At 41.0% G+C, this 6,000-nt stretch carries 5 protein-coding genes and 1 pseudogene; 3 read left to right on the forward strand and 3 right to left on the reverse strand.

What is annotated here, in order from left to right:
* Positions 1–204 precede the first annotated feature (204 nt).
* The gene (locus BTV98_RS06770) at positions 205–1,602 is read left to right on the forward strand and encodes an AarF/ABC1/UbiB kinase family protein (protein WP_058368861.1); all 1,398 of its coding nucleotides are present in this window, start codon (positions 205–207) and stop codon (positions 1,600–1,602) included.
* Positions 1,603–1,740: 138 nt separating this feature from the next.
* On the opposite strand, the gene BTV98_RS06775 is transcribed toward BTV98_RS06770, so the two are convergent.
* A complete protein-coding gene (locus BTV98_RS06775; protein ID WP_075103229.1) occupies positions 1,741–2,427 on the reverse strand; it encodes a DUF938 domain-containing protein in 687 nt (228 codons plus the stop codon).
* 216 nt (positions 2,428–2,643) lie between these two features.
* On the opposite strand from BTV98_RS06775, the gene BTV98_RS06780 reads away from it, so the two are divergent.
* The gene (locus BTV98_RS06780; protein WP_075103258.1) at positions 2,644–2,835 is read left to right on the forward strand and encodes a DNA gyrase inhibitor YacG; all 192 of its coding nucleotides are present in this window, start codon (positions 2,644–2,646) and stop codon (positions 2,833–2,835) included.
* Between the two features lie 47 nt (positions 2,836–2,882).
* Entirely contained in the window at positions 2,883–4,064 is a 1,182-nt protein-coding gene (locus BTV98_RS06785) for an aspartate aminotransferase family protein (RefSeq protein ID WP_075103230.1), read from the forward strand.
* Between the two features lie 102 nt (positions 4,065–4,166).
* Here the strand turns inward: BTV98_RS06785 and BTV98_RS06790 are convergent, their stop codons facing one another.
* Positions 4,167–5,066, reverse strand: coding sequence for a LysR family transcriptional regulator (locus BTV98_RS06790; RefSeq protein ID WP_075103231.1), 900 nt, complete (start codon positions 5,064–5,066; stop codon positions 4,167–4,169).
* Positions 5,067–5,448: 382 nt separating this feature from the next.
* A pseudogene (locus BTV98_RS13760) lies at positions 5,449–6,000 on the reverse strand (DNA polymerase III subunit gamma/tau); the annotation flags it as partial.

The following is a 6,000-nucleotide window of genomic DNA, read 5'->3' on the forward strand; positions in this document are numbered from 1 at the left end:
CAGTATATTTTGTCACAATATTTTGCTCTACTAATAAACTATGTGGTTTGTGCCCCAGCCTAAATATGAGCTGGGGTGTTTTTAGTATTTTCATTCGTGCTATGACCTATGGGTCAGTACGACTTTGTATACTAACCTTGCATGTCCCTTGTATTGTTAGTCTTAAACCCGCAAATCAGTACAACCTGATGAATGGTTATATTTATGGCACATGATACGTCTAGATCGTCTAACAACAATAAGCAATCAATCGACACTCTAAAAACCTCGGGGTTTGAACGTCGATTATCGATTGCTAAAACCTCTTTAAATATTGGTCGTCGCTGGGCAGGTAATAGTATGTCTGGTATATTTTTGGACAAGCAGGCACGCTCGAAACGCAATCAAGTTTTTATGGAGGCGCAAGCGAACTATGTTGCAGAAGAGCTAGGTAAATTAAAAGGCTCAGTGGTTAAGATTGGTCAAATGTTGGCGTTGTATGGTGAGCATATATTACCGCCAGAAATCACCAAAGCACTGCAAACACTTAATGATGACACAGCAACGCTCACTTGGCCAAAGATAGAACAGACCCTACAGCATATATTAGGCGACAAACTAAATGAGCTTGAAGTAGATACGGTTCCTATTGGCACTGCCTCCCTTGCTCAAGTTCACCGTGCAACGGTATTAGAAACTGGCGAGCAAGTCGTACTAAAAATTCAATACCCCGGTGTGGCAGAAGCAATCGACTCTGATCTTGCACTGTTTAAACGCTTATTAAAGGTAAGTAATGTCGTGCCACAAACACGTGCGCTTGATACGTGGTTTGAAGAGATACGCGACCTACTCCACAATGAAGTTGATTACAGTACTGAGGCTGCAACGACAGAACGTTTCTACAGTCGTTTGGTTGATGATCCTCGCTATGTCGTACCTAAGATTAATCGTCACTATTCAAGTAAGCGTTTGCTGTGTATGACTTATGAGCCTGGTGTCTCTGTCACCTCAGAAGCACTGCAATTGGTAACGCATGAACGACGTAATGCTATTGGTCAAGCAGCGATAGAAGTTATGATGCAGGAGATATTCGTTTGGGGCGAGATGCAAACTGATCCAAATTTTGGTAATTACTTAGTGCGTATTAGTGATAACGTTGAAGAGTTAGATAAACTTATCTTATTAGACTTTGGCGCTATCAGGCAGTTTGATAATACTTTATTAACTATTGCACGTAACTTATTACGCGCAGGCTATCATCATGATCATCAAGCAATGGTAGAAGGTATGACGGGTTATGAGTTTTTTAATACGATGAGTGACAAAGTTCGCTCCGATATTGCCTCATTATTCTTACTTGCGACAGAACCTTTTAGTCATCCTGATGCGAATCCTAATATACCGGCAGATTGTTTAGATGAAAGAAAACGTTATATTTGGGCCAATAGTAAACTCCATTCACGTATCTCAGAACGTGCTACTCAAGCAATTCAGTCGTTCGAATTTAATTTACCTCCAAAAGAGTTTATGTTTATTAGTCGTAAATTTATCGGGGCTTATACGTTTTTAACGGTCATTAACGCTCATACTGATTCTGAAAAACTGGTAAAACCTTTTTTATAATAATTTTATTGATATTTAAATTTTGAAAACCGCTTTTTTGTAGCGGTTTTCTGTTTGATAATTTTTCTACTTAGGCTATTTTATATAGGTAATTATTATAAGGTTATCTGATTTCATACGTGTTAATACTTACCTAGGCTATTTGTTTGTATTATTGATATTGCTTGTTGATGCATACCAAGTATCAAACCTTGTTTTGTAACCTTGAGGCTTTGTCATAGTTAGCTCCCAGCATGTTTCACCACGAGCTAAGTACTTAACTTCAAAATGAGTACGTTGACTCTCAATAGCTATTTTATGAAGACTGTTAGGTAATGCCCAAACAGTCGTCGCCTGCTGAACGGCGTTGTCCATATAGGTTTCGATATTGGTTGCCAGAATGATTGTCCCCCCTACTTGCAAGCGTGATAATAAAAATTCAAAGAAAGGCATATTGAGCCATTGCTGGTTAAGGTTGTGCTGTTCTGGGTTTGGGTAAAGCAGGTAAATACTCGTCAAACAGTTGGGCGGGAGCGCATGTACAGTCCATGCAATAGCATCAGCGTGGATGGGTGTTAGGTTATCTGGCAGTTGTTGCTCAAATAACTTGGTAAAGGCTTCAAATTTATTGCGTGTGCGTTCAATAGCAATCAGATGCTTATCAGGATGTGAGGCAGCAAAACTTAGTGCATGCTTGCCCTTCCCTGCTCCGATCTCTAACACCAAAAGAGTGTTGCTATTATTATCTTTTATAATGTTTGGGATGATAAAGTTGCGCGGTGCTGAGAGCTTTTGTGGTTGAAATGCACGCTTTTGCTGATGCGTAAGCTCAATATTTCTAGTCATATACTGTCCCTAAAGCATTTGTCTTTTGCCATTATCCGGCCACATGCTATTATATAGGCAATTTAAGTCAATAGTAATATAGCGACAGTGAGTAACGCTTTACGTTCTATCAATTGTAACATAGCCCAAGATATGTAAAATAGATAAACTTGCACTTTGCTATTGACTAATCATATTGTTGATACTAATAAATTTGAGAATACTATTACCTTTATTATGACTGAAACGACCCCTAACACTCCCCCTAAGACCTATCCTTGCCCGCGTTGCGACACTCAAACAACATGGCAGAATAATAAATATAAGCCATTTTGTAGTAGTCGATGCAAGCTGATTGACTTGGGCGCGTGGGCAAATGAAGACTATACTCTACCTGCAGAAACCACCCCTTTTTCTGACGAACTATAGCCCATACCTTTTATTTTTACTCACTTATCATCTTAAGGATGTTTTGCATGTCAGCTACTTATCTGATGCCTACCTATAATCGTCAACCGATCAGCTTCACCCATGGTTCGGGAAGTTGGCTCTATACCAAAGATGAGACCCCGTATTTAGATGCGCTCACAGGTATTGCAGTGTGCGGCTTGGGGCATTGTCATCCGCAGGTTACCAACGCTATTCAGCAGCAGGCCGCCACTTTAATTCATACCAGCAATTTGTTTGGTATCGACTGGCAAGAGCGTGCAGGAGAAGCACTGTGTACTGCAGCACAAATGGACAGTGTGTTTTTTGCCAATAGCGGTGCTGAAGCCAATGAAGCGGCACTGAAGCTGGCGCGTATCTACGCCCATCAGCAAGGCTTTAAGCGTCCAAGAGTCATTGTGATGGAACAGTCATTTCATGGCCGTACTTTACTATCGTTATCAGCAACTGCTAATCCTAAAGCCCGTGAAGGTTTCTATACCTTAGATGATGACTTTATTCGTGTGCCATTTGGTGATATTGCAGCTATCGAACAAGCGGCCCAAGACTATGATGATATCTGTGCCATATTTGTCGAGCCCATCCAAGGTGAAGGTGGTCTCAATACCGCAGCCAATGGATTTAGCTATTTAGAAGAGCTGCAAGCGCAATGTAACGCTAACAGCTGGCTGTTCATGATTGACGAGGTACAAACAGGGAATGGCCGTACAGGCAAATACTTTGCTTATCAACACAGTCGCGCCCGCCCTGATGTCCTAACCACTGCTAAAGGCCTTGGTAATGGCTTTCCAGTAGGTGCATGTATGGTACGCGGACGCGCTAACGGCTTATTTGGCGCCGGCAGTCATGGTTCTACTTATGGCGGTACACCGCTTGCAAGTCGCGTAGTGCATAGTGTGTACGATGTATTAGCAAATAGCGGCATCATGGAAAACGCGATAACCGAAGGTCAATTCATTCGTAAAAGTATAACCGACGAATTGCAACAATATGATGTCAGTAGTCGCGGCGCTGGAATGATGATAGGTATTGCTCTACCTGATACTATGGACTGTAGTCAGCTGGTTGATCTTGCACGCGATGAACACAAGTTAATCATCAATGTCACAGGTGGTCACGTTATACGATTATTACCACCATTGAATATCAGCCGTAATGAAAGCCAGCAAGTCGTTGATCGCCTACTTGATTTGCTAAAGCCCTTATTTTGAATCAGTGTTGTAATACTCTCGACGCAGCGCTAGAGACAAAAGAGCCCTGAATATTATGTATTCAGGGCTCTTTTGTCTCTATAACTTCACGCTTATTGACCATTAGCAAGCGTGGAAATATTTCTTTAAAACTTCTAAGCAGCGAGTAATCTTTGCCGGTTGCTGTTCGCGATTTAAAGTGACTGCATATAATACAAAGCTTGGTAACTGATAACCAGTCAATACTTCAACCAATTCGCCACTTTCTAACTCTTTTTTAGCATCCTTCTCCATCATTCTAACCAAACCATGACCTTCTTTAGCCAAAGTAGTAGCCATAAAGACATTGTTGGTGTGTATACGAGAGTTCATCTTGGTACGCGTTTTTTTGCCAGTTTCGGTCTGGGTAAGCTCGACTTGGCTAGCATCTTTCATGATGTCAATACAGATCAGCTGATGCATAGCTAAATCTTTTGGGCTCTCAAGTTTTTTACGCTGACGTAAATACTGTGGTGATGCAAGCAGCACTTGACGTACGTCTGTCAAAGGATGACTACTTAACGTAGAGTCATTAATCGTCGGGCTCATACGTATCGCAATATCAATGCGCTCATCAATCATATCAATATAATGATTGTCTGCAAGATAAGTGATAATTAAGTCGTCATGCGCCGCCATCCATGTAGATAACGCTGGCAAAATGTGATTGACGCCAAGCTCAGGCGTAGTAGCAATACGCAAACTACCTGCCAATTCATCACGCAACTGATTAACTTTAATTCTACCTTGCTCTGCAGCACTAACGACATCTCTTGCCGCTTCATAAAAACTTTCACCGGCTTCAGTCAAGCTTAACTTGCGTGTGGAGCGATGTAATAACACCACACCTAGCTCATTTTCTAGTGATCGGATTTGTTGGCTAACTGCACTAGTCGTGATACCAAGCTCACGAGCCGAACCACTAAAAGAGCCATGTCCGACCACACTGGCGAACACAGCCATACCGCGTAAATTATCTAACATAGTCTCACCTGATAAACTTTCTGGTTGTTAATATAACTTAATCAGTATATCGGATTTTATATATTTTTCATATTATCTCATATCAGGAAAACCATTCATCGCTAAATATAAAAACAAATAATATCAATACGTTGGCGTTTGACTATGATAATTTGTTGTTAGACGCTATTTTTAAACAGTGTCTTTTGTTATTTGAAATAAGCCAGCAAACTATTTAATAAAGATTAACATTCAAGATGCAAACAATTTGGAATTTCTTGTAGCTTAAAGAAACAATAGTAGGGATAGATTAATCTAAAAATTTGTAATAACTAAATTGCACAAGATAGATAATTATTGTCTATTTTAAAAAATTAAAGTACTAAGAACGATATATTAGCGACTAAGTGAGCTTGACCTTACCCATTTTTCCTTCACCACGAGCCGACAAATACTGCATGACAGGTGACTCACGTAGCATGGTTTCCGCAACTGAAGTGGCTTGTGCGACGCGTTGACGCTGACGAAGTTCAGGGGTTTTATTCTCATCTTGCATCACACTACTGTCTACTTGCAAACTGATATCTGCCTTAGGAAACTGCTGTTGTAGCTTTGCGGCCAGCGCTTGAAAGGTGGTTTGCAAGTGCCTGCTATCTACACCCGTCACAAATATTGCATTGCCATTACAACTACCTGTCATCATACCTTGACGAGCAAGTGCCAACTCATCTTGCGCAAGGTTGCTATTTTCACGAGCCTCTTGTAACCAATAGTCCCATTTCTCTGGTGTCCATTCCCCTGTAAGCTCTTGCGGTGGGCAACGTAACAAAACACGTGGGTCATTAGTTTGAGAATCTAATTGAGAATCATTTCGACTTGGCTCAGAAATTGGTTCAGGCTCAGAAATTGGTTCAGGCTCAGAAATTGGTTCAGGCTCAGAAATTGGTTCAGGCTC

The sequence above is a fragment of the Psychrobacter sp. Cmf 22.2 genome, from assembly GCF_001921745.1.
Taxonomy (GTDB): domain Bacteria; phylum Pseudomonadota; class Gammaproteobacteria; order Pseudomonadales; family Moraxellaceae; genus Psychrobacter.

Excerpts from the sequence above, each read along its gene's own strand:
- BTV98_RS06770 (WP_058368861.1), top strand. The coding sequence starts at position 205 with ATGGCACATGATACGTCTAGATCGTCTAACAACAATAAGCAATCAATC.
- BTV98_RS06775 (WP_075103229.1), bottom strand. The coding sequence starts at position 2,427 with ATGACTAGAAATATTGAGCTTACGCATCAGCAAAAGCGTGCATTTCAA.
- BTV98_RS06780 (WP_075103258.1), top strand. The coding sequence starts at position 2,644 with ATGACTGAAACGACCCCTAACACTCCCCCTAAGACCTATCCTTGCCCG.
- BTV98_RS06785 (WP_075103230.1), top strand. The coding sequence starts at position 2,883 with ATGTCAGCTACTTATCTGATGCCTACCTATAATCGTCAACCGATCAGC.
- BTV98_RS06790 (WP_075103231.1), bottom strand. The coding sequence starts at position 5,066 with ATGTTAGATAATTTACGCGGTATGGCTGTGTTCGCCAGTGTGGTCGGA.